This is a genomic window from Enterococcus sp. DIV2402, assembly GCF_017426705.2.
Taxonomy (GTDB): Bacteria; Bacillota; Bacilli; order Lactobacillales; family Enterococcaceae; genus Enterococcus_F; species Enterococcus_F lowellii.
Window position 1 is genome coordinate 184,447 of the sequence record NZ_CP147251.1, and the last position, 23,746, is coordinate 208,192.

21 protein-coding genes are annotated in these 23,746 nt (G+C 34.9%); 8 read left to right on the forward strand and 13 right to left on the reverse strand.

Annotated elements, in window-relative coordinates:
* Positions 1 to 185: 185 nt before the first annotated feature.
* Positions 186 to 2,456 (forward strand): glycoside hydrolase family 65 protein, encoded by a 2,271-nt coding sequence (locus tag DOK78_RS00925; RefSeq protein ID WP_207871785.1) that lies wholly within the window; start codon positions 186 to 188, stop codon positions 2,454 to 2,456.
* Positions 2,457 to 2,562: 106 nt separating this feature from the next.
* Positions 2,563 to 3,582 (forward strand): LacI family DNA-binding transcriptional regulator, encoded by a 1,020-nt coding sequence (locus DOK78_RS00930; protein ID WP_207871786.1) that lies wholly within the window; start codon positions 2,563 to 2,565, stop codon positions 3,580 to 3,582.
* A gap of 52 nt (positions 3,583 to 3,634) precedes the next feature.
* On the opposite strand, the gene manA is transcribed toward DOK78_RS00930, so the two are convergent.
* The 5 genes from manA to DOK78_RS00955 form a co-directional block, all read right to left on the reverse strand.
* The gene (manA, locus tag DOK78_RS00935) at positions 3,635 to 4,585 is read right to left on the reverse strand and encodes a mannose-6-phosphate isomerase, class I (RefSeq protein WP_207871787.1); all 951 of its coding nucleotides are present in this window, start codon (positions 4,583 to 4,585) and stop codon (positions 3,635 to 3,637) included.
* A gap of 35 nt (positions 4,586 to 4,620) precedes the next feature.
* Complete coding sequence (locus DOK78_RS00940) at positions 4,621 to 5,610, reverse strand: serine hydrolase domain-containing protein (RefSeq protein WP_207871788.1); 990 nt, start codon at positions 5,608 to 5,610, stop codon at positions 4,621 to 4,623.
* 21 nt (positions 5,611 to 5,631) lie between these two features.
* Positions 5,632 to 6,138 carry a DNA topology modulation protein FlaR gene (locus tag DOK78_RS00945; protein WP_207871789.1) on the reverse strand — a complete coding sequence of 169 codons (507 nt, stop codon included), beginning with the start codon at positions 6,136 to 6,138 and terminating at the stop codon, positions 5,632 to 5,634.
* Positions 6,139 to 6,213: 75 nt separating this feature from the next.
* Entirely contained in the window at positions 6,214 to 7,008 is a 795-nt protein-coding gene (locus DOK78_RS00950) for a VOC family protein (protein ID WP_207871790.1), read from the reverse strand.
* A 103-nt stretch (positions 7,009 to 7,111) separates the two neighbouring features.
* On the reverse strand, positions 7,112 to 8,047 hold the full coding sequence (locus DOK78_RS00955) for an ROK family protein (RefSeq protein WP_207871791.1): 936 nt from the start codon (positions 8,045 to 8,047) through the stop codon (positions 7,112 to 7,114).
* Positions 8,048 to 8,193: 146 nt separating this feature from the next.
* Here DOK78_RS00955 and DOK78_RS00960 point away from each other — a divergent pair, with 146 nt between their 5' ends.
* From DOK78_RS00960 to DOK78_RS00970, 3 genes are all read left to right on the forward strand, one after another.
* Positions 8,194 to 8,619, forward strand: a complete 426-nt coding sequence (locus DOK78_RS00960; RefSeq protein ID WP_207871792.1) for an HIT family protein — start codon at positions 8,194 to 8,196, stop codon at positions 8,617 to 8,619.
* The gene (locus DOK78_RS00965; RefSeq protein WP_207871793.1) at positions 8,620 to 8,973 is read left to right on the forward strand and encodes a YtxH domain-containing protein; all 354 of its coding nucleotides are present in this window, start codon (positions 8,620 to 8,622) and stop codon (positions 8,971 to 8,973) included.
* 124 nt (positions 8,974 to 9,097) lie between these two features.
* Complete coding sequence (locus tag DOK78_RS00970; RefSeq protein ID WP_207871794.1) at positions 9,098 to 10,069, forward strand: peptidylprolyl isomerase; 972 nt, start codon at positions 9,098 to 9,100, stop codon at positions 10,067 to 10,069.
* A 169-nt stretch (positions 10,070 to 10,238) separates the two neighbouring features.
* On the opposite strand, the gene DOK78_RS00975 is transcribed toward DOK78_RS00970, so the two are convergent.
* From DOK78_RS00975 to DOK78_RS00985, 3 genes are read right to left on the reverse strand one after another with little or no spacing between them, the layout of a single operon-like run.
* Positions 10,239 to 11,183, reverse strand: coding sequence for a 3'-5' exoribonuclease YhaM family protein (locus tag DOK78_RS00975; RefSeq protein WP_207871795.1), 945 nt, complete (start codon positions 11,181 to 11,183; stop codon positions 10,239 to 10,241).
* A gap of 41 nt (positions 11,184 to 11,224) precedes the next feature.
* Positions 11,225 to 13,891: an ATP-binding protein gene (locus DOK78_RS00980; RefSeq protein ID WP_207871796.1), complete on the reverse strand. Its 2,667-nt coding sequence runs from the start codon at positions 13,889 to 13,891 to the stop codon at positions 11,225 to 11,227.
* Positions 13,891 to 15,075 (reverse strand): metallophosphoesterase family protein, encoded by a 1,185-nt coding sequence (locus DOK78_RS00985; protein WP_207871797.1) that lies wholly within the window; start codon positions 15,073 to 15,075, stop codon positions 13,891 to 13,893. The genes DOK78_RS00980 and DOK78_RS00985 overlap by 1 nt, the downstream gene beginning before the upstream one ends.
* A gap of 258 nt (positions 15,076 to 15,333) precedes the next feature.
* Here DOK78_RS00985 and DOK78_RS00990 point away from each other — a divergent pair, with 258 nt between their 5' ends.
* Positions 15,334 to 15,891: a DUF536 domain-containing protein gene (locus DOK78_RS00990; protein WP_207871798.1), complete on the forward strand. Its 558-nt coding sequence runs from the start codon at positions 15,334 to 15,336 to the stop codon at positions 15,889 to 15,891.
* Positions 15,892 to 16,031: 140 nt separating this feature from the next.
* On the opposite strand, the gene DOK78_RS00995 is transcribed toward DOK78_RS00990, so the two are convergent.
* Both DOK78_RS00995 and DOK78_RS01000 read right to left on the reverse strand, forming a co-directional pair.
* The gene (locus DOK78_RS00995; protein WP_243430372.1) at positions 16,032 to 16,478 is read right to left on the reverse strand and encodes a hypothetical protein; all 447 of its coding nucleotides are present in this window, start codon (positions 16,476 to 16,478) and stop codon (positions 16,032 to 16,034) included.
* A 1,532-nt stretch (positions 16,479 to 18,010) separates the two neighbouring features.
* Positions 18,011 to 18,211, reverse strand: a complete 201-nt coding sequence (locus DOK78_RS01000; RefSeq protein WP_207871799.1) for a hypothetical protein — start codon at positions 18,209 to 18,211, stop codon at positions 18,011 to 18,013.
* 143 nt (positions 18,212 to 18,354) lie between these two features.
* On the opposite strand from DOK78_RS01000, the gene DOK78_RS01005 reads away from it, so the two are divergent.
* The gene (locus DOK78_RS01005; RefSeq protein WP_207871800.1) at positions 18,355 to 18,765 is read left to right on the forward strand and encodes a hypothetical protein; all 411 of its coding nucleotides are present in this window, start codon (positions 18,355 to 18,357) and stop codon (positions 18,763 to 18,765) included.
* A 534-nt stretch (positions 18,766 to 19,299) separates the two neighbouring features.
* On the opposite strand, the gene DOK78_RS01010 is transcribed toward DOK78_RS01005, so the two are convergent.
* Both DOK78_RS01010 and DOK78_RS01015 read right to left on the reverse strand, forming a co-directional pair.
* Complete coding sequence (locus tag DOK78_RS01010; protein WP_207871801.1) at positions 19,300 to 19,641, reverse strand: YlbF family regulator; 342 nt, start codon at positions 19,639 to 19,641, stop codon at positions 19,300 to 19,302.
* A 65-nt stretch (positions 19,642 to 19,706) separates the two neighbouring features.
* On the reverse strand, positions 19,707 to 21,884 hold the full coding sequence (locus DOK78_RS01015; RefSeq protein WP_207871802.1) for a PBP1A family penicillin-binding protein: 2,178 nt from the start codon (positions 21,882 to 21,884) through the stop codon (positions 19,707 to 19,709).
* Positions 21,885 to 22,073: 189 nt separating this feature from the next.
* On the opposite strand from DOK78_RS01015, the gene DOK78_RS01020 reads away from it, so the two are divergent.
* Entirely contained in the window at positions 22,074 to 22,931 is an 858-nt protein-coding gene (locus DOK78_RS01020; protein WP_207871803.1) for an RluA family pseudouridine synthase, read from the forward strand.
* Positions 22,932 to 22,978: 47 nt separating this feature from the next.
* Here the strand turns inward: DOK78_RS01020 and DOK78_RS01025 are convergent, their stop codons facing one another.
* Positions 22,979 to 23,698, reverse strand: a complete 720-nt coding sequence (locus DOK78_RS01025) for a pseudouridine synthase (RefSeq protein WP_207871804.1) — start codon at positions 23,696 to 23,698, stop codon at positions 22,979 to 22,981.
* Positions 23,699 to 23,746: the final 48 nt, after the last annotated feature.

Genomic DNA, 23,746 nt, shown 5'->3' on the forward strand with positions numbered 1-23,746 from the left:
TTCGTATAGTGAAACAACCATCTTTTTTTCCTTCAATGAAAACAAAATATAATAAAACGCAATCGGTTTCTCTATCGTTTCGCTTAAAAAATAAAATAAACTATTCTGCAATATTACACTTGACTAACGCAACCGTTTGCGTTTAATATATACATATAAAATAAACGAGCTGGAGGAAATAAATTATGCAACATATTCAACGTCTTTTTGATATTCATCCATGGAAAATTGCCACAACTAAACTTGATGTCGAAAATCGTCGTTTGCAAGAATCTTTGACAAGTATTGGAAACGGCTACATGGGTATGCGCGGTAACTTTGAAGAACATTATAGTGCAGACCACCATTTAGGAACGTATCTAGCCGGTGTCTGGTATCCTGATAAAACACGAGTTGGCTGGTGGAAAAACGGTTATCCAGAATATTTTGGTAAAGTAATTAATGCTGTGAACTTTATCGCTATGGATATCACTGTTAACGGTGAAACTGTTGACCTTTCAGTTATTAATCCGCAAGATTTTTACATGGAACTTGATATGGAAACAGGCATCTTATCACGTCGCTTTACTGTAACAGTTGGCGGTGCAACGATTGCTTTTTCTTTTGAACGTTTCTTAAGTATCGCAAAAAAAGAATTAGCTATGATTCGCATGGATGCTGAAGTTTTAGAAGGCCATGCAGCTATTCATATTGTTTCTAAATTAGATAACAACGTTCAAAATGAAGATAGTAACTACGATGAGATGTTCTGGGAGGAATTAGCCAAAGGAACGACTAATGATATTCATCATTTAACGACACGTACTGTGCCTAATGATTTTGGTATTGAACAATTTACAGTCACGTCAGCAATGGCGCACAACGTTTTACCAACAACCATTGAAACAAGTGAACTAGCGATTGCTGCTACGTTTGATTTTCAAGCGAATGCTGGCGAAAAAATTCGTTTAGAAAAAGAAGTTATCGTAGTAACTAGTCGTGATTTTGAAGAAGAAAAACAAGTAACAACCGCGATAGCATACATGACCCAGTTTGGTTCAGACTATGATGCTTTACGTCAAGAACAAGCAGATGCGTGGCGTAAACGTTGGGATTTAGCTGATGTGACAATTGAAGGCGATGACGCTGCTCAACAAGGGATTCGTTTTAACTTGTTCCAACTCTTCTCAACTTATTATGGCGAAGACGAGCGCTTAAACATTGGACCAAAAGGCTTTACCGGTGAAAAATATGGTGGTGCAACTTATTGGGATACAGAAGCGTATGCCGTACCGTTATATCTTGCTTTAGCTGATGCAAATGTCACTAAAAACTTATTAAAATACCGTCACAATCAATTACCACAAGCACAACACAATGCCCGTCAACAAGGTCTTAAAGGTGCACTTTACCCAATGGTTACTTTTACAGGAGTTGAATGCCATAATGAATGGGAAATTACCTTTGAAGAAATTCATCGTAATGGTGCAATTGCTTATGCTATTTACAACTATACAAATTACACAGGCGATACAGACTACCTTAAAACAAACGGCTTAGAAGTATTAGTCGAAATCGCACGTTTCTGGGCAGACCGCGTGCATTATTCAAAACGTAACGATGCGTATATGATTCATGGCGTAACTGGTCCAAATGAATATGAAAATAATATCAACAATAACTGGTACACTAATACAATTGCGACTTGGGTGTTAAACTATACGTTAGAAAACTACTTGCGTTATCAAGAAGAAACAACAATTACGATTTCAGAAGAAGAACAGGCGAAATGGCGTGAAATTATTGAAAAAATGTACTTCCCTGTTGATGAAGAACTTGGTGTGTTTGTCCAACATGATACATTCTTAGATAAAGATTTAATGAACGTCACTGAGTTAGATCCAAAACACTTACCATTAAATCAAAACTGGTCATGGGATCGAATTTTACGTTCTTGCTTTATCAAACAAGCGGATGTCTTACAAGGTATTTATTTCTTAGGCAATCAATTCACAAAAGAAGAAAAACGTCGTAACTTTGAATTTTATGAACCAATGACTGTTCATGAGTCTTCTCTCTCTCCTTCCATTCATGCGATCTTAGCCGCTGAATTGGGAATGGAAGACAAAGCCTTGGAAATGTACGAACGCACCGCACGTTTAGATTTAGACAACTATAACAACGATACAGAAGATGGCTTACACATTACTTCAATGACTGGTAGCTGGTTAGGAATTGTTCAAGGATTCGCTCAAATGAAAACCTTTGATGAAGTGTTAAGCTTTGCTCCTTTTGTTCCTAAAACTTGGGATTCTTATGCCTTTCATATCAACTATCGTGGGCGCCTGTTAGCTGTTTCTGTGACCCAAGAACACGTAACGTTGAAATTAATTGACGGGGAAGCCTTAACCTTAACTGTTTACAATGACAGTTACACATTAGAAGATTCTCTAGAAATCCCTGTAAAAAACAACTAGGCCTACTTACAAACGTTCATTTGTCGTTGAGGCAAATGAACGTTTTTTCAAATCAAGCTAGCAGGTAATGGTTCCCTGTGATACTATAATCGAGAGGTGGGAAAACATGAGTATTACGGTAAAAGATGTAGCAAAAAAAGCGGGCGTGGCGACATCCACCGTCTCCCGTGTCATCAATGACCATCCGAGTATTTCGGAAGAGACTAAGAAAAAAGTCCGCAAAGTAATGGATGAGTTAGGTTATACCCCGAATTTAGCTGCACGTAATCTTGGTAAACAGATTTCAAGTGCAATCGGCGTCGTATTACCGCCGTTAGATTCAAAAGAACGTATCGGTAATCCTTTTCACTTAGAGACCATTGAGACAATTAATGATGAAGCACGCAATTATGGCATGTCGGTAGCGATTGCTTCAGCACGAGACTTTGATACCCTGTTAGAAAATGTTCAGCGTATGCATCGTCAAAAGCAAGTCGATGGGTTCATTTTGACTTATTCTGATAAAGATGATCCAATTATTCGTTATTTATTAGAAGAAGCAGTCCCTTTCACTTTGATTGGGCAACCGTATATTGCGGAAGAGAAAACCATTTATGTGGATAATGACAATCAATTATTAGGTAAACAAGCAACTGAATATCTAATTGAAGAAGGTCACGAACAAATTCTCTTTGCAAGTAATATCACGCACGAGAATTTATATTATGAACGCTTTTTCGGCTATCAAAAAGCCTTAATGATGGCAAACTTGCCTGTTCATTCAGCAGCAACTTTTGAATCACCTGATGATTACGTTAGATTTGAAGAAACCTTGACCAATACGAAAGCAACAGCTATTGTGGTACTTGATGACTTATTTGCTGTACGAATCATGCAATTAGTCAATTTATACGGCTATCGAGTTCCTGAAGACATTTCTATTATCAGCTTTAACAATTCTATTTTTGCAACACTCATTCATCCCTATTTAACAAGTATTGATATCGATGTACCTTCCCTAGGTAAAATTGCCACACAACGTTTAATGGATCAATTAAACAATAAACAACAACGTAGTATTCGTGTAGTTGTTCCTCATCGCTTGATTAAACGTGAATCAGTGATGAAACGAAATGTTCAAAACTAAACAAAAAAACAAGCTTAAACCCTCTATCAAAAGGTTTAAGCTTGTTTTTTCACTATTTTTCTCCAGGTTCTGAGGCAATGATTTTTACATCACCTTGAATTTCCCAACTAGTAATTTGATCTGGCAAAATAAAGCTTGTTCCTAATTCTAGCTCATACACTTCCCCATCAACAACTAATTTTCCATAACCATCGATAACTGTTGCTAAGGTGTATGGTGCTTGTTTTACAAAATTTAATACACCTTTTACTTGCCATTCATAAACATTAAAGAAGTCGGTTTTCAAATATGTGACTACAGCAGATTCACCATGTCTTACCTCGGTAATACTTACTTCTGGTGTACGTGCAGGAACAGTTGTGACATCCACCGATTGTTGAATGTGCAACTCACGAGTTTGCCCTTGATCATCTGTTCGATCATAATCATATACGCGATAAGTGGTATCCGAACTTTGTTGGGTTTCCAAAATTAAAATACCTTTTCCAATCGCATGAATGGTGCCACTTGGAACATAGAAGAAATCGCCTTTTTTAACAGGCACGCGTACAAATAAATCATCCCAACGTTCTTCTTCAATCATTTGTGCGAGTTCTTCACGAGTGGTCGCTGAATGTCCATAAATAATTTCTGCTCCTGGTGCAGCATCAATAATATACCAGCATTCCGTTTTGCCAAGCTCTCCTTCGTGTTCTAAGCCATAAGTATCATCTGGATGCACTTGAACAGATAAATCATCTTCTGCATCTAAAATTTTTATTAATAATGGGAACACTTCTTCGCTTGGTTGACCAAATAATTCCTTGTGTTCTGCCCACAATGCATCTAACGTTTGTCCTTTGTAAGGCCCATTTTGTACAACACTAACGCCATGTGGATGGGCACTAATCGCCCAATCTTCACCAATATGGTCATTGGGGATATCAAAACCAAAGACGGTTTTTAATCGACTTCCTCCCCAAATTTTCTCTTGAAATACAGGTTCCATAAATAATGGTTGCATTGTTGCTCTCCTCTCGTTACTTTTCTATTGGCTTATTATAGCACGTTTTGTAATCGTTTTTCAGATAAATACTGTGCAATAATTTCATCCCTGTGTCGTTTATAGTCTTCGCGTTTATCAACAGGATGCACACGATTCGATAAAAAGGCGAATCCTTGCTGTTTCCTTGGATCGATTAGCAAAAAAGTCCCCGTGTACCCTGTATGAAAAAACATATCTTCTTTCAAATCCCAACCTAATGACCTCTTCCCGTTTTGCATAGGGGTATGATCCTGCAATAGCCACTCGATAGTTGCCGACTTTAAATAACTGCCCTCAAAATAAGTTCGCATGAACAAGTGAATATCGTCAATCGTCGTAAATAATCCTGCATTACCCGCATGCTCTCCTAAAATGCGAGCTTTAGGATCATGTGTGATTCCTTTAATGACTGTCCCATCTGCCAATTGTTGCGTAGGTACAATCCGATTAGCAGTTAGTGGTGGAAACTGACTGTTTGTCATGCCAATTGGCTTCAAGACCTCTTCTTGAAAAATGATTGTTGCGGATTTCCCTAATAATTCTTCTAACATAAATCCTAATAAAATCGTTCCTGCATCAGTATATTTCACTATTTTACCTAGGTTTTCCCCTGGTTGTAAAGTTAGATACGCTTTTTGTAATTCAAACGCAGATAATTGATCTCGATTGGGAATCCACGTTTGAATATCTGAGGTATGTGTTAATAAATGGCGTAAGGTAATTTGATCATTCGCAAAAGTAGGTAAATATTGTTTGAGGGGCGCATCTATCTGCAATTTATCTTGTTCCCATAAACGTAATACTACACTTGTTGTACAAATGACTTTAGTTAAAGAAGCGACATCAAAGACATGCTGCTGCGTCATCGCTTCTTTCTCCGGTAAAACCGCAGCGTCTCCTAAAACATGCGTCTCATTTTCTTGTTCAATAAATTGATAGACGACACCAGGAAAAACGCCTTGCGCTAGTTTTTTAGCAATCATTGCTTGCGTTTTAGGATACATCCTTTCACTCCTTTTCGATAATTAGTGATATTGTTGGTATAACTTCTCTAATTCCGATTGATTGCGAACAATAATGGTTTTATCAGGATAAGCATCTTTAATTTCTTGATAATGTTGTCTAATTGCTCTAGTGCGCCCTTGATATAAAACCCACCATAAAAACTCCCAATCAATTTTTTCTTCGCAACCTTCTGCCATGTCTGGACGAGTTTTCCCACGATAGTTAAAATAGCGAGTCACCACACGTCGCAAGGCATGCCAGCGTGGAAACAATAACAATACGATTTGATCAGCTTTCTCTAGACGCTCAGCTTGATAATAGCGTGTGTAATTTCCATCGATAACCCAATTCGCTCCAGCTGAAAATTCTTTTACAAGAGCCTTGGCTTCCTCATCGGGACGCGTCTGCCAATTTTCAATAAATTGCACCGTATCTAGATGCAAACAAGGAATCTGTTGCATTATGGCAATATGTTTGGCTAAGGTTGATTTTCCGCTTCCCGAATATCCTAAGATTGCTACTTTCATTCTGATACTCTCCTTTGTAAAAATGCAAAAACAAAGTCATAAGCTCTTGCATTTCGCAATAACTTATGACTTTTTCTAATGACGAACGAACCACCACTCGATGCCAACCGCATCATAAATGGTTAAAATAGATTTCTTTTTATCAATAAAAAATTCTTTTTTCAACTCACTTAAATGTTTTTCTAAGTCCAGAATATTTTCTTCACTAATAAAAAATTTTAAAAATTCTAAACCTAAAATTTCATGGCTTTCCACTGCGATAGCTTCACTTTCCGCTTTGTTTAATCCTACATGAAAAGATTGATTGTTTAAGTGATAGCCTTGTTCTTTGTTTTCAAAACCTAAAATTTCATGTAAAAATGAAGCTTCTTCGGTAACATCTATTACATTTAAGTGCACGTGTTCAAAGTGTGAATCGACAGACAAATGCGTATGTTCTCCGGTACTAGCGGCTAACAAATCTGTTTCAGACAATGCTTCATTGACTTGAGTATAAATTTCTAATTGATTCTCTTCTGGATCAGTTAGTTGAATTCGAGCTTCTGTCTCATTGAGCAAAATAGTCACTGGATAATCCGCTTTTTTCAAGCGTGCAAAAATATCACTTAATTCTGCTACACTACCTACTCGCAGTGTTAAATGCTGTAATTTTTTTACTTTACCAAAGTAATCTTGCGCACGTGGACTTTCTTCCAACCACAAATTTTCACTTTTATCTTCAACCGTTCCCATAATCGCTAAGGCATTTTCTTCCCCTTTTAAGACAAAACCAATCAAATCACGATAAAAATCAATCATTTTATCACGATCTTTGACACGAATTGCTACTGTTGCTAGTGCAGTAGTTGTGCCTAAATTAAAACCTGACATTTTTTCACGGCCTCCTTGTTTCTTCTCAAACTATTGTACTGATAAAAAAACATTCACGCAACTAAAACTCTAGATATTTTCAGAATTTTTCAACAGACTTTTTTCATGACGATTGTGATTGTTTATGTAATGGGTAAACGGCTCCAATAATTCCTGCATCGTTTTTTAATTTTGCTGGTAAAATGGGTGTCCAGCCATATTGCTTGATAAAATTAATGCTCTCATGACGCGTCTCAAGTTTTTCCATTGTTTCTTTAAGACCATTAAAAAATTGTTCATTGGCACTGATACCACCACCAATTAAAATCGCCTCTGGGTCATATTGACTGATTAAATTTATTAAACCAACCGCTAAATCTTGATGAAAACGATCAACAACTTGGCGAGCAATCGGTTCATTTTCTGTATAACGTTGTAAAATCTCACGAGCATCCCATGTTGATGTTGCTTCTGGTTGTTCTTTAATTAGCGCCTCATTGTACAAACGGCACAAGCCACCAATGACAGATATGTGAAGGTTTAAACTAGCATATTCAATATTACCTTCTTCAGGTAACTCTTTAGTAATTGCCCAGCCAAATTCACCAGCTATACCATGTGCACCACGGAAAACCTCTCCGTTAATGACAATTCCGCCACCAACACCAGTTCCTAAAACAATACATAAATAATTATCTAAATCTTGGGCATTTCCTACCCATTTTTCAGCGATTGCAACTGCATTCGCATCATTTTCAACCACAGTTACCATACCTGTACGGGCTTTAATTTCTTCTTTTAAGTTTGTGCCATATAAGGAACGAATAGCACCTGCTGTCGTCATCATTCCATCTTTTTGAATGATACCTGGTGCACTAATTCCAACACCTAAAATATCGTCATGCTTTTCCTGATACGCTTGAATAATTGCTGTAACTTGTTCTAAAAATGGTTCTTTATCTTTGGGCGTATCCAGGGCGCTTTTTTCAAAAATTTGCGCTGCATCGTCTACTAACGCATATTTAATTTGTGTCCCACCAATATCAATTCCCACGTACATAGCCAAAACTCCTTTCATCACTTTTTTCTATAGTATAGAAGAAAAAAAAAGCTTTAACAAGCACGGCTCCATTAAGAAGGAAAATAATTACAGCTAAACACTAGAATATGGTAAAGTAACTATAAAAGAAATAGGAGGAAATTTTTATGGAAAACTGTATTTTTTGTAAAATTATCAATCAAGAAATTCCAAGTTATAAAGTATATGAGGATGAAAAAATCTATGCATTCTTAGATATCACGCAAGTAACTAAAGGACATACATTAGTTATTCCTAAAAAACATGTTTCTGATGTTTTCGAATACGAAGAAGAATTAGCGGCGGACGTCTTTACACGCATTCCAAAAATTGCCCGTGCACTCGAAGCATCATTTCCTGAAATGCAAGGGTTGAATATTGTGAATAATAACCGAGAAGTAGCTTATCAAACTGTCTTTCATTCACATGTCCATTTAATCCCTCGTTATGGAAAAGATGACGATTTCTCGATGCATTTCGGTAAACACATGGATGATTATACCTCGGAAGAAATGGTTGCTATTGCTGAAAAAATCAAAGCGCAGGTGAAATAAATGAGTTTCATAAAAGGATTATTATTTGGCGCAACAGTTGGTGGCGTCAGTGGTTTATTGATGGCTCCTCGTAGCGGCAAGGAAACCCAACAAATGGTAGAGACATACATTGATGATGTCACTGAATCAACTAAAGAATTTAATGAAAGCTTACAAAATTTTCAACAGGCACTTGCTCAAACCCAGAAAACCGTTGAAGAAACGATTCCCTACTTTACGAAATCGCTACAAAAGGATGTCGAAGCCTTCAAATTTCAAGCCGCGCCTCGTCTGGCACGAATCAATGAACAAGTGGAAGAAATGAATCAATATATTGCTTCACTTCCTGTTCAAAATGAAACTAAGAAAAAGTAAAGAAAAAGATATTTGTATGAATTTTATTTGAAAGATTTTACCAACACTTTCCTTTCTGAAAAAGAGTATGGTATAGTTATGGCTATGAACATATTGAAATCTAATAACAGGAGTGCTTAATACAATGAAGAAAAAAATTCTTTTAGCAGTTGTCGGCGCAATGAGTGTTTTCACGCTAGCTGCTTGCTCAGGTAACACAAATACAGAAATCGCAACGATGAAAGGTGCTAAATTAACCGTTGAAGATTTTTATGAGAAAGCAAAAACCGATCAAAACAGTCAACAAATTGTTTTTGACATGATTTTATCAGAAGTTTTCACATCAAAATACGGCGATAAAGTAACAGACAAAGACGTTGAAAAAGAAATTACAAATGTTTTTGGTGATACTTTCGAAGATCAATTAAAAGCTTCTGGCATGTCTCGTAAAGAAGTTGAAAACAGTATTCGTGAAAGCTTAGCCTTTAAAGAAGGTTTGAAAGCTCACGTAGACTTAACAGATGCTGACTTGAAAGCTGCTTGGGATTCTTTCCATCCAGAAGTTGAAGCACAATTAATTGCAGTAACATCTGAAGATGAAGCAAAAGAAGTAAAAGAAGAAGTAAGTAAAAAAGATGCTGATTTTGGTAAAGTTGCCAAAGAAAAATCAGTTGATGCTTCAAAAGAAGATAGTGGTAAAGTGAAATTTGACTCATCAACAGCTGCTACAACAATTCCTGAAGAAGTAAAAGCTGCTGCTTGGGATTTAAAAGATGGTGAAATTTCTGAACCAATCGCTGTAAACTCTGCATATGGTACAAGCTACTATGTAGTGAAAATGGTGAAAAACCAATCAAAAGGCAATGATATGTCTAAATACGAAGACAAGATTAAAGAAATTGCTACTGATACAAAATTAAACGATAGCGAATTTACAACAAAAGCTATTGGTGAAGAATTAGTTGACGCAAATGTAAAAATCAAAGATGAAGCATTCTCAAATATTCTAACAAACTTCATTGATGCAGCAGAAACTAAATCATCTTCAGACTCTGATGCCAAAGAAGCTACTACAAAAGAATCAGAAACAAACGCATCAACTGAAGAAAGCAAATAATTCTCAAAAACAGGCGTTAAGTACGGATGTACTTAACGCCTGTTTTTACGTCTTACTATAGAATTTCAATTCAGTAATTTCGTTTTTAACGAATAAAAAAAACTCTATACGATTATCAAAGAAGAAATCGTATAGAGTAAGATTTATTTTTGATTGTAGCAATTAAGTTTTAAATATTTTTTGGGACATAAAAGCTACGGTTATCCAAACCAAAAATACGATCTGTATATTCGCCAGGTTCAGTTTGACGAATGGAGGTTAAGAGCATTTGCATCGAAGCATCTAAATTGTCAATTTGATGCAAAATTTCTGCTTCCATAATTCGTGGACGAACAGGAGAACCATATTCTAATAGACCATGATGCGACAGTACCATATGACGCAAAACAACTACATCTTCATCACGTTCATCAATTTTTAGCGCCAAACAAGCTTTAGTAATTTCTTCATCAACTAAAACCAAATGCCCTACTAAATTCCCCACTAGCGTATATTCTGTTGACATTGGTCCACTCAACTCTATTACTTTGCCCAAATCATGTAGAATAATACCTGCGTACAGCAAGGAAGCATTTAATTCAGAATATTCGCGAACGATTGCTTTACCTAGGCGAAGCATCGTTGTAGTATGGTAAGCAAGTCCGCCAGCAAACGCATGATGGTTTCGTTTAGCTGCTGGATATTCAAAAAATTCTTTTTTGTATTGGTTTAATAAGAAACGAACAATTCGGTTCCAATGAGGATTAGTAATTTCAAAAAGCACTTGGCTAATTTCTTCTTCCATCGCTTCTTTTTGAATTGGTGCTCGTTCCATGTATAAACTTGGGTCATTCGGTTCTTCCGCTTTTGCTGTGCGCAATTGTAAAATTTTCACTTGAGGGTTTCCTTGATACACTTCTCTTTTTCCAGTTAGATAGACCACACGTCCAGCTTCAAAACGCTTAATTTCATCTTCAGAAGCATCCCAAAACTTACCATCCAATGTCCCTGATGTGTCTTGAAATGTAAAAGCAATAAATTTTTTGCCATTTTTTGCCATGCGTACATCCGCATTTTTGACTAATACAAATGCATGAAACTCTTCGTCTACTGCCAATTCTCGTAATTTTTTCATTTGTTTAACGCTCTGCTTTACCTAGGTAAAACAAGCGTCTCTCACATCCTTTGCTTAATTTCAATTACTGGTTGTTGCAGCCTTTGATAATAGCTTACCATTTCTTGATCAGAAGACAAACAAATGACTTGGTGTTTTTTTCCAAATTCTGCAAACAATTTCGCTAACTGTTCTTTACGTAAACTATCATAATGCAACCAACCATCGTCAATAATGACTGGACTTACTATTGATTGTCCTTGTAAAGATAAATACGCAAAACGCACAGCCATAATCAGTTGATCTTTTGTTCCAGTGGAAAGCGTATAAATATCCAGAAGTGTCTGGTCAGAAGCAACGTGTAAGACACCTTCGCTTAATAATACTTGGTTATAACGCTCATTGGTTAATAACTCAAAATAATGCGAAGCTTGTTGTAGTAACTGTGGCAATTGTTGTTCGGATAGTTCAGTCGCTAAATCACTTAAGCTCGCACTCAAGACTTGATTGGTACTCCAAGTAATTGCTAATTCTTGAATTTCTGAAAGCAATCGACTTTCCTCTTGATACAATTCATCTAAAACACCATCAATTTGTAGATGCTCAATTTGTAATTGCACACGTTGTTTTTCTTCTAAAAGTTGAGAACTTTCTTGTTGAAGCACCTCTTGCTTTTCTTGAACAATTTGTAATTGAATGGTTAATTCGTCGAAACGCATTTTTTTAGGAAAAATAGGGGTTAAGAGATGCGTTAATTCTGCTTTTCGTTCTGCCTGTTTTTGTTGCTGTTCCCATTGCTTCATCCACAAAGGAATTTCAGTAGGATGTTCTAACCCAAATTTTTCCAGTAAGTTTTGGTATTTCGCAAATAAAGCATGCTGTTCTTCTTTACTACGTTTTAATTGTTGCGCAATTAACGTACTTGGTTGTTGCAAGCGCGTTAACTTAATATCTTGCATTTTATCTGAAAATTCTTCTAGCACTGTTAATTTTTCTTGAATCGCTTTATTTTCTAAAGGTAGCCATTCACTAAACAGTTGAAAGTCTTCTTCAATTTTTGCTAATTCATTGATAAGTTGTTCGTGTTGTTTGGTACTCTTTGCTAGCAAAGCCGTGTATTCATGGAAGCTAGCCACGGCTTGTTCATATTCTTGTAAGACTTGATGCCATGTATGATAATTCGTATTATTGCCAAAAGATGGTTGCAAATAAGTTAACAGCTGCTGTTTTTCTTGCTGTGTCTGGTTCAACACTGCTGTTTCTGCTTCAATTTCAGCAGCATATGCATCTAATTGGACTAACTTTTCTTGCCACAGAGGTTTAATTTGTGATGCAGGATTAATTTTTTTATAAAAGAATAGCCCCCCACCAATCAATAAGGCACTGCCACCAATGAGCATGCCTATTACTTTTAAAGGACTGGGTAATAATACACTAAGTAAAAATAATCCCCCACCAATAGCCGGTAAAACATACGCTTGTGTATTCGTTTTTGCTAATAATTCAGGATGTTTACTTTCTATTTTGGTAATTTCTATTTCTATGGGTTCTTTTTTCTCTTTTAACCACTGAATACGCAACTCATGCTGAGAAACTTCCTCATCCAATTCTTCTAAACGGTGTAACAGCTGAAAAATTTGGTCATCCAATTCAGGTGGTGCCACCTCTTTTTTCCAACCCCAACGTTCTACAAGTTGCATTAACGTAGTATCGATTCTTTCATATTCGTCATTTAATCGATCATACTCATCCACCATTCGAACAATTGGCACTTTTTGACGTAGTAACTCTTGAATCTTGCTTTCTTTATCTAAATAAAAGAAATAATGACTCGACTCTTGCCCTTGCTCTAAACGTGATAGTTCAGCTTGCTTTTTGTTGATTTCTTCAGATAGTTGTTGATACTCTTGGTAAAAAAGACGCAACTGCTTTTGCTCTTTTTCAGTCATACTACTTTCTTTTAGCCGTAGTAATTGTTGCCATTCTTCATATAAAGGCCAATTTATTTTTTGCTGATTTAATTCTTGTTGTTGCTGTTGTAACTGCTGTAATTGTTGACGTAATTCTTTTTGTTGTTCTGTATAAACAGATAGTTGTTGATACGCTCGCTTCATATCATTTTCTTGGGCTTCTTTTTGCTGAATGGTTTCTTTTAATCGTTGCCATTCATTTAAACGTTTATTTAATGGTAATCGTTGACCGCGTGGTTTGAAAAGTTGTTGATTATTTTTATGATATTCTTGAATTTTCTGCATTAATTGTTTGCTTCCACTAATTCCCAAAGAAATCAATGCCGCATGGAGCTCTTTTTCTTGCATACGTTCAATTTGAGAAAGTTGCTCTTGTTGAAACGTAAACACTTCTTGAAATACCTCTTGACTCAGAGGAGCAATCAACTGTAGAAATAGTTTTTCATCGCCTTCTTCTGAACCAATCCATACTTTGGCTTGTCCACGATTTATTTGACGATAACGCTCAACCACAATTTCACCATAAGGTTCAATTTCTAGCCATAACTTTCCACCATAAGCAGCACCATCTTGGGGAGTATAGTCACGTTTCCGTAAATTTTTCTTGGGAAAACCAAATAACATGGCTTGAATAAATTGATACAATGTTGATTTTCCAATCTCATTTTGCCCAAATAACAGTTGATTACCTGATAAAAATTCAAATGTTTGTTGACGATAATGGCCAAAACCTGTAATTTCTGCTTTTATTATCCTCATTATTCTTCCTCACTCCAACAAAACTCTTGCTCTAGTGTTGTTTTCACTTGGGCTAATGTTTCTTCTTTCAATGTTTGTGATGAAATCGTTCGTTTAATTAGCGGATGTGTCGCTAACTCTTCAATGATTGTTTCAAAGACTTCATTTGTTTGATAGCTAGCTAATAATTGCGCCATAACTTCTTTACCTGTTAAAACTAGTTTCTCACTTTCAGGAACTGCGATTACTTCTAACTGATAAACAATCTGTTCAAAATTATTCTGTGCCAAATATTCATTTAAATACGCGATCAATTCCGGCTTTTCACGATTATTTAACCAGTCGATCGGTAAATGCTCCGTATCTTTCAATGAAAATTTAACTAACTGCCGCTGAGATGTTTGAAAGAATGCCTTCATAGCTTCCAAAGCATCCTTACGAGATTTCATCCCTGATAGCGATAACTCATAATCTTCCCAAGTCACTGCAGCAACCCTTTTTGTTTCGTAGTGTACTGTCAGCCCATCTAACGTGACCAATTGAACACCTGTTTCTTTTTCTTTTTGAGTATGACCTTGAGGGGTTCCTGGATAGATGATTGGAGGCGTTTTAGATAATACAGTTGGTACATGAATATGTCCCAATGCCCAATAATCGTAATTTTTTTGTTTCATTTCTTGAATCTGAAAAGGCGCAAAACGCTCACCATTACTGTCTCCGTGATACATTCCAATGTGATAAGTTGCTGCTTTTTTAGGAAATTCACTCACTTTGGACGTGGGAATCCACGGATGTTGGTAACTAAAACCACTAATTGCATAACTTTCGCCTGTCTTATTTTTTCCATGTATCGTTCGTACTTTTTCTTCTGTAAATAAATGAATATTCTCAGGAAAATCAAACCAGTAACGCTCTTTTTCAAAATAATCATGATTACCAAAAATCATATAGACTGGAATATCTTGTTCCTTCAAACGATTCATTTGTTTAAAAAACTGATGTTGTGTTTTTAAGCTCGGACGATTTTGATGGAAAATATCTCCTGCAAATACTAAAAAATCAACTTGTTCATCTAAAGCTAGTGTCACAATTTTTTCTAATACTTGGTTATTCGCAAGAGGTAACTCTTTGACTTGCGTAATTAAATGCAATCCTTCAAAGGTTCGATCAAAATGTAAATCCGCACAATGAATAAATCGCAACATAATTCAAAATCCTCCTCTTTTTCCTATTATTTTACCATTTTTTCAAATTCTAGTCAGCAAAATGCGAAAATTCGTTCGCATTAAGCGAAAAATTAACATTACTTTGTGATTACCTCGGTAAAATAATGCGCTTACGTAGAAAAAAATAAAAAAATAAAGATTTTTCAAGCATTTCTAGTAATTTTATGATAAAATCTATCTATTGAAAACACTTAGTTAGTACCTAAGTAATTACTAGGTAAAGGAGAAATGGGAATTATGACAGAACAAACAGGCAAAACACTCACTCAATTAGCCAATGAATTGGGTGTATCACGCGATAAAGTCATCTATCGTTATAAAAAACTACCTGAAGATCATTACTACAAAGAAAACAACACAATTTATATTAAAGAAAACGGGGTACAACGTATCATTGATGAGTTAGGGGAAGACATCAATGAAGAAGGCACACAAAATGAGGTAAGTAGCCCAATCAACGATTATTTAATTGAGCAATTAGCTAAAAAAGATGAACAAATTGAACAATTACAAAAATTAATCGATCAACAGCAACAACTAAATGCAGAAGATAAAAAATTAATCAAAGAACTTCATCAATATTTTGCTTTAGAAGCTCCTAAAGAACCAAATGAAGAAGATGACAAACGTTCTGTTGAACTAGAAGCACAAGTTGCTAAGCTAGAAGAACAAATGAAAAAAGCTGAAGCATTAACTACAGAAAAAGAGCAACTAGAAAAAGAATTAGCAGAGTTAAAAGCTGATCTAGAAGCGAAGAAAAAGAAATGGTACCAATTCTGGAAAAAGAAAAATTAATTAAAAAGGCTGAGAAAAAATTGAAATTAGCCTTAAAATTAGCCTTAATTAATAAAAAAATCGACGCAAAAACTTGGAAAAAGTTTTGCGTCGATTTTTTGTAGAGATGGTTTTCCCCATTCTCGTTGAATATGATTTAATTAAATGATATTCAATACATATGCACCTTGATTAGCTTTAACTTTCACGACATAATCAGTTCCTTTATCAACTGTCATTTTCTTAGCCTTACCTGGTTCTAAAGTAAACTCTTTGACTAGCGTAATACCATCATTTTCATAAATACCAATATCTATAACATTTTCACTACTTGCATCATTAATCAGTTCTTTTTTCCAAAAAATTCCATTTAATTTTAAATAAGAATTTTCTTCAAACTTCACTCTTTGCCAAGTATTTTCTTCGTTTTCCCTTATATTTATTTTTGTTGATATTTCAGGAGAGAAAAAATTGTGAACATAATAAACTTCTTGATAAAGTAAATATCCAGTGAAGAATAATAATACAACGAATGCAGAGACAATAATACTTAATGTTCTTTTTCTGATTACATTTTTTCGCTGTTCTCCACTAACTTGCTTAACCATAACTGTGTCCTCCCTTAATAGTTGATCTAATGATATACCTAATATGTCACTTAAAATTACAATAGAATCTAAATCAGGATAATTTCTTCCAGCTTCCCAATTTGCTACTGCAGACCGAGAAACATTCTATTTTTCTGATAGTGCTTGTTGTGTTAAATTTTTTTCTTGCCTTGAATCGCGAATTTGTTTTCCGATTTCAACCATTCTATTTCGCTCCTTTAACATCATATTAAAATATAAAAATAAAAAATCATAGACAGGTTCTAACACATCATATTATACTATTCAGATTTTGTGTTTCTTATTAAATCAAACTTTAAAATAATATTTGTCACAAATACTGACACATTGATATAAAGCCCTTTTGAAAGAAATTAAATAACGTTACCTACTCGTACTGAGGAAATATTTTATCAAGAGTCCTTATTAAAATCTAAATAATTTTTTTAAAGCGTCTATTCCTCCAATGCAACTTTCTTTTCACCGTTATTGCTAATTAGTTTATATTTTAATTTGAGTTGATTTTTCATTATAGATATCAAATCACAAATCAATGGTTCATTTATACCGCTGAGATATGTCTATGAATATTGAAAATACAATAGGATTAGGCAAGTTAATAAAGCCAGTAAAGTAACAATAAAGTTTATTGTACTTTCGGCACTTTCTAGCTTCATTTCTAGTTTGGATGGCCTAAATGTAGGATTTAATGATTTTGTTTGATAGTCAACTGTTCTAAAAAAACTATCTGATGGTATCATAAAAAAAATCATAACTCCATAAATTACAGCCGCTGGAATTAAAAACGTACAATTTAATATATAACTAGCTATTAAACTAATAACTAATGGGATGATTACATATAACGAATTCTTCAATAAAATTACATGTGCTTTATTCATTTTATTCCCCTCTTTTTAATAATATCAATTGTTTAATAGTACTCAATCATTCTTCCACTGTTAAAATAGACCACGACAACCTGATTATATCTCGGCGAGTGATTCTATCTCTTTATTTAAAAATAGTTTAGCTAATTTAAGAAATTATGATAATTGGATATAACTAAACATACTTTTAAAATTGTATATTATATTTATGTAATTAACTTAACAGAACTTAAACTCTAAAGTATCGTTGCAAAACCAATAATTTAAGTAAGAAGTTTTGCACTGAATCTATTATTTTTCTATTGATTTCTTTATTCGTATTAAGTTCATTTTTTATTCCTGAACAGTTTTTAGTAGCATTTAGTTACGAAATTAAACTTCAACTTTTTTAGAAATAGTGATTATTTCAAATGCATCTAAAAGTCATTTCTAAAATTAATCAGTTTACATAAGATACATTAAAAAGAGCAATCTTTTACAAGGTTGCTCTTTTTTTATTTAATGTACTTTACATTTTTTACTATGCACTAATATAACTATTTTGATACCCTATATTTAGTTTTTTCCATTTACGAATTTGAGTTCTCAAATTTGTAAATGGTATAACTTTATTTATATGCATCGATTCAGCTCTTTGCAGATTTAAGAAGGCGTCCCATAAAAGGAATGTCCTTTAGATTTTGAAAGAGGATTTGTATGATAATGCATATAGTATCCAGATTTACCTTTATCTCTCTCTGGCCCAACAGGAGTTTTTTTTCCTTTTTTTAATAAAGAAGCTGAACTAGCAACTGTTTTTGCTTTAGCTTTAGTAATTGACCACACATCTCCATTAGCTGCCATTCTAGAAACTGCTGCTTTTTTTATTTCCCCACCCCATTAATTATTACTTTTCCATCTATTTTTAAACACATCTTTATGATATAGTGCGTTTAATAGGCTAGTCAATATTTTTTTAACCAATGTTTATTAGGAGGATATTTAATATGAAAAATATCAATATAACCAATAAAAATGACTATATAAAAATTTTAGATTTTTTAGAAAAAAAAACTAAGTATATAGAACTACTGCAACTTATAGATGATGAAGAATCTAATTTAATTATAGATAAATATAGTAATCTTTTGATTTCAAAAAAAAATGTATCTAACTGGATTGATTCAGGAGCTAAAGGTGTAGTTTACAAATTTGATATAAACTTATCTGATAAGAAAAAAATCTTTGGTGATTTAAAGAGTATTAATTCTTTTTTCTACAACAAATTTGATAGTAAAATTGGCGAAATAGTTGAAACTACTGAATTTGGTTATATGAATATTGCTTTTTTCGATTTAAAAGGAAATCTGTTATTTTATACTATTACTCATGAGGGAATAGCTTGGATTAACTATTAAAAGTAGTTTACATTGTCAAAAAATATGTAAAGGTTAGTTCAAAACATGAATCATACTATATTAAGTTTGTGAAATAAGGTATACATTAATAAAACAAAAGCCAATCCTATTGCTATTAAGAGTGGCTTTTGTTGCACCCGTTTCGACTCAGAACGTGCATATTTTATGCAAAATAAAAAACAGTACTCATTTACTTATAGATATTTCATCTTCAGCAAGTATATGAGTACCGTTTTTAAATTACTTAAAAGCAACGACCAAAAATAGTACATATAAAATCGCCATCGACCATCAGAAAAAATACCAATCTATCATCAGACAGTCAGTACTTTTATTTAACCTTTGATTTGCTTACAAGTCGGTTTCTGAAAGAACAGTGATGGTTTTCGTTATAAAATCAGATTAAAAAGGCTACAAATCTAAAAAAAAGATTTGTAGCCTTTTGCTATAGCAATATGGATAAAAAAGAAGATCCAATGATTGAATCTTCTTTTTTATGAGTAGAGATGGTTTTACCCCAACCACTCCTGTTGTTTAGTCTTGATATAATTCTCTTAATGGTGTCATAATGATGCGGTTCAAGTCATTGATTACTGTACTAAATGCTTGTTCAACACGCATTAAATCAGCAATTAATTCTTCTTGTTGAATTTCTACAGCTAATGCTTGTGCTTTTTCTGCATCTTCATCTGTCATTTCTTCACCAGCAGCCATTTTTTCTTGAAGTGAAATTTGGAATTCTTGGAATTGTTTAAACAAACCATAAGCTTTTTCATCTGCTTTTAGTTTTGTAAATGTGTCACTTAATTCTTGGAATTGCTCCATATCACGAATTTCACGTTCTAATTGATTCGCTGTATCATAAATGTTAGACATAATTGTCCCTCGCTTTTCTTTAAGTTAGTTATATTGTAACATGTTCTATTTCATGTGGCTAATGCTTATCTTAAACGGTCACGAATGCCGCGGAATAGGTCTTTAGCCCCTTCTTTCACTTTTTCGCCAAATTTCTGCATGCCATCTTTCGCATCTTCTGTAAATTTATTTAAGTCATCTTGCCATGGCTGATCGTCTTCGGTAGTGGTTTGTTCTTCAGGAGCTTCATCTGGTGACATGACTTTGCCCCCTGTCCAATAAGCATCTGCTACAGTAAAGTTGGTTCCTGCTGTGTAAGGTAAAATACTGTCTGCTTGCGCTTTAAAGATTGGTCCTACTGTTTCACCACTAGTTCCTTCTAAATAATGATCTTTACTTGTTTGTTCAAATCCCAACCAAGTTGAAATCACTACATCTGGTGTATAACCGACAATCCATTGGTCATTGTTTTTAGTTGCGTCAAAGTTGGTTTCTGTTGTTCCTGTTTTTCCAGCAACTGTATAGTTATACGGCGTAGCTTCCATTGCTGTACCATTTGAAAAGGTTCCTAACAACATACTGGTCATTTCATTGGCTGTTTCTTGAGAAATTACTTTTTTCCCTTTAGGTTGTGTATTATCCACAATAACTGCACCGGTTGAGTCAATAATTTTGGTAATCAAATGCGGTGTATACAAAGTTCCACCATTTGCAAACACACCATATGCTCCTGCCATGGTCATTGGCGATACTCCATATTCTAACCCCCCCAATGCTACGCCCCAATATTTATCGGAGTCGGTTAAGTTCAATCCAAATGCTTTGGCTTTATTGTAGCCTTTATCCAAGCCAATTTCATGTAACAACCAAACTGCGGGTAAATTCAAACTACGCGCGACTGCTTGATACATCGGAACTTCATTTTCATAAGTACCACTGTAATTTTTTGCATCGTAATAACTTTGTGGTTCATCTTTTAAAATACTATCTGGTTTGTAGCCAGCTTCTAAGGCCGGTGCATATACACTCAATGGTTTAATCGTAGAACCTGGTGAACGTCTCATATCTGTCGCAAAGTTAAATCCTCTAAAAGTGTAATCCCCACGACGACCAATTAAACCACGAACGCCACCTGTACCAGGGTCTAAGGCCACAGATGCTGATTGAACCATCGTCCCATCTTCAGCATTTGGTGGGAAATAACCATTTTCTGCATAAGTATCTTGCATAGCAATTTGGTAATTTTGATCTAATGCTGTATAAATCTTATACCCACGATTCATTAAATCATCGTCATCAATCCCATACTCACGTTCTGCTTCATTAATTACTGCATCAAAGTAATAGGGATATTGATACCCGGCATCCGTTTGATTGTAAGCATCATACAATAAATCAGTGATTGCCACTTGACTCTCTTGATCGGCTGAAGCTTGGTCTAATTTGCCATTTTCTACCATCAACTGTAAGACAGTGTCGCGACGATTGGTTGCAGCTTCTGGCTCGTCAATTGGATTATAAATCGATGGTCCCTTTAGCATCCCAATTAAAGTCGCTGCTTCACCAATAGTTACATCCGTTGCATCCACACCAAAATATTTTTTCGCTGCGTCTTGAATGCCCCAAACACCATTTCCATAATAAGATGTATTTAAGTACATTGCTAAAATTTCATCTTTAGAATATTTCTTTTCAATTTCAATTGCTAAAAATATTTCTTTGGCTTTTCGGTTAAAGGTTTGATCAATCGTTAAATAGGCATTTTTGGCTAACTGCTGGGTGATAGTACTACCACCACCGCCACTAGTGCTGCGATTGATAAGCATCCGAACTGCTGCTCGGCCAATCCCTTTAATATCAAACCCATGATGTGAATAAAAACTACGGTCTTCAGTCGAAATAACCGCATCAACCACATAAGGTGATACATGATCTAAATCAACATATGTTCCTTTTTGAGCAGACATTCGTCCAGCTTCTTGATTCTCTTTATCATAAATTATCGTAGATTCACGTAATCCTGATTCTAGCTCTGAAACCTTGGTTGTTTTTGCAATATAAAATAAGTAGACACTCATAACTAATGCGCCAACTAATGCCAATAAAATAATAATTTTATTCACATGATATTTTTTCCAAACTCGCTTGCGCCATTGATGGAATTGAATAAGATAAGGTTTCATCCATTGCCAAAAACGAATCAAATATTCTTTTATAATACCTAAATATTTTTTTATTGTAGCTAAAAAGCGCTGAAAATCCATCGCTTCCCCTCCTCTAACAAAGTGTAGCATATTTTTCTAATAAGAAAATACGACTAGAGACGTAAGTTACGTCATTTTAACATAGACTTCGACTTTGCCTAGTTTACCATTGAATTGTCACATTTTCGTTGTTTTTTTCTTAAAAAAGCGTTAAAGATGATATAATGACAGACGAAAGGAGCGTTGGCTGTGGAATATTCAATTACTTTACCTGCTTCACAACAACCAATGACAATTCGTGACTTACTTGAAAAGGAGTGGCTAGTTCCTCGTAAAGTTCGTCATTTTTTACGCATACGAAAAAATGTCTTACTCAACAATGAACTTGCGATGTTTCATCAAGAGGTCCACGCAGGTGATACTCTTACCTTGCGTTTAGAAGAAACAGATTATACTTATCAAGAAATTCATCTTGGCAACAAAAAAAATATTCATCCTCTATTTGAAGATGAACATATTATTTTAGTCAATAAACCAGCGGGTGTAAAAACTCACCCAAATCAACCAGATGAAACAGAGACACTTTTAAATGATTTAGCGGCTTATCTTGCTGAAAAAAACCAAAGAGGTTATGTGGTCCATCGCTTAGATAAAGAAACAAGCGGAGTAATTTTATTTGCCAAAAATCCTTTAGTCTTACCGATTTTAGGACGTCTATTAGAACAAAAAGCGATCTATCGCCGTTATCAAGCAGTTGTTTGGGGTAAATTAAACAACGATACCACCATTCATAAAAAAATGGGTCGTGATCGTCACGACCGCCGTAAACGCGTCATTGATGAGCGCAAAGGCAAAACAGCCATTACGCATGTTGAAGTGCATGCAGTCCATCAAAAAACTAGTGAGATTTATTGTGTGCTAGACACGGGACGCACCCATCAAATTCGCGTTCACCTTGCAAGTGTAGGTCATCCCATTGTTGGTGATCCTTTATATCAAACCAAAAATGGGCCGCGTTTGTTGCTCCATGCCTATGAAATGTTTTTAGTTCATCCTTTTACTAAAGAACAAATGCATATCGTTGCGACTCCTGGATTGTGGGAATAAGAAAAAAAGCTTTGATTCGGCTTGGATCAAAGCTTTTTTAACAATTACTAATTTTTTTGCTCCAGACGAGTCCGTTCTGCTTCGGTTAAAACACGGTGTTCCCCATAATCAAGCGTTGCATCTAAAACTAATCCACCCATGCGAATACGTTTTAAATACGTTACCTCTTTACCAACCGCTTGGACCATTCGTTTGACTTGGTGAAATTTTCCTTCATGCAAAATCAAACGAATTTCTGAGGTTTCTTCCTCCTCATCAATAGTATCAATCATTAATTTAGCAGGCAGACAGGCTTCACCATCAATTGTGAGTCCTTTTTCAAAAGCTTCAATGTCCGCTTGAGTCATCACACCAGCTATTTGTGCATAGTATTCTTTTTCTACATGACGTTTCGGTGACAGTAGCCGATGTGCTAAGGCACCATCATTGGTAATAACTAATAATCCTTCTGTATCTTTATCTAAACGTCCAACTGGAAATAAATCCTCACGATAATGTTCATCATCAAATAAATCCATCACGGTTTCATCGTAATCATCAATCGTAGCTGAAATTACGCCAGCTGGTTTATTTAATAAGTAATAAAAATATTTTTGATAAACGACAGGCTCCCCATCAAAAAATACAGCATCTTCATTTTCTTTCACTTGGAATTTATCAGATTTAATGACTGTCCCGTTGACTGAAACCAATCCTTTTTTAATAAAGTTTTTCACTTCTTTTCGTGAGCCAAAATCCATGTCGGCTAAATATTTATCTAATCGCATTTTTTCTCCTTTCAACAGAAAAGTTCGGAAGAGATTTCCTTCCGAACC